This window comes from Vibrio sp. 2130-1, assembly GCF_033339515.1.
In genome coordinates this window covers 1-676 of sequence record NZ_JAWOUT010000318.1, presented here as the reverse complement: position 1 = coordinate 676, position 676 = coordinate 1, and the positions used below count along the sequence as shown (strand labels likewise).

General features: G+C 46.6%; 1 protein-coding gene. It reads left to right on the top strand.

Annotated elements, in window-relative coordinates:
* The coding region (locus R7Q09_RS25965; RefSeq protein ID WP_318143922.1) for an outer membrane protein transport protein at positions 1 to 676 on the top strand (676 nt) is incomplete at both ends.

Below are 676 nucleotides of genomic sequence, written 5' to 3'. Positions count from 1 at the left end.
AACCTCTTCAGATGACTTCGCACATGATGCAATCATTCCAAACTTCTACCTATCACACCAATACAACGAACAATTCGCAATCGGCCTAGCGTTCGGTACGAACTACGGTATGGAAACGGATCTAGGCAAAGGCTTTGCCGCCTCTCATTTTGGTAACGAAGCAAGCGTAACCACAATGGAAGCAAACCTAAACGCAGCATACAAAATTAATGATGCGGTAAGTATTGGTGGTGGTATTCGTTACATCATCGGTGAAGGAAGTTTTGGCGCTACGACTCCTAAAGTAAACGTATTACAAAAACCTCAAGGTACGACTCTTAAGTACATGGAAGGTGACGATACGGCTTGGGGTTGGCAATTGGGTACAGCGTGGCAGATCAATGAAAACAACCGCATCGGTTTCACGTACAAATCTGAGGTTGAGCTGAAGCTTGAAGGTCATGCTGAGGGCCTTGGTTTTGGCTTCGGTACTCCTAAGCTTCCACAGCTGCGTGACAATGGCTACATGTACCTAAACCTACCAGCAACGGCTGAACTAGCGAGCTTCCACCAAGTAACATGCCAACTTGCGTTACACGCAAGTTTCAACTGGACTGACTGGAGCTCTTTCGAGAAGCTAGAAGCTCACCTAGAAACCGCTGGTACACACATGGTGAAAGTGGAAAACTGGGAAGAT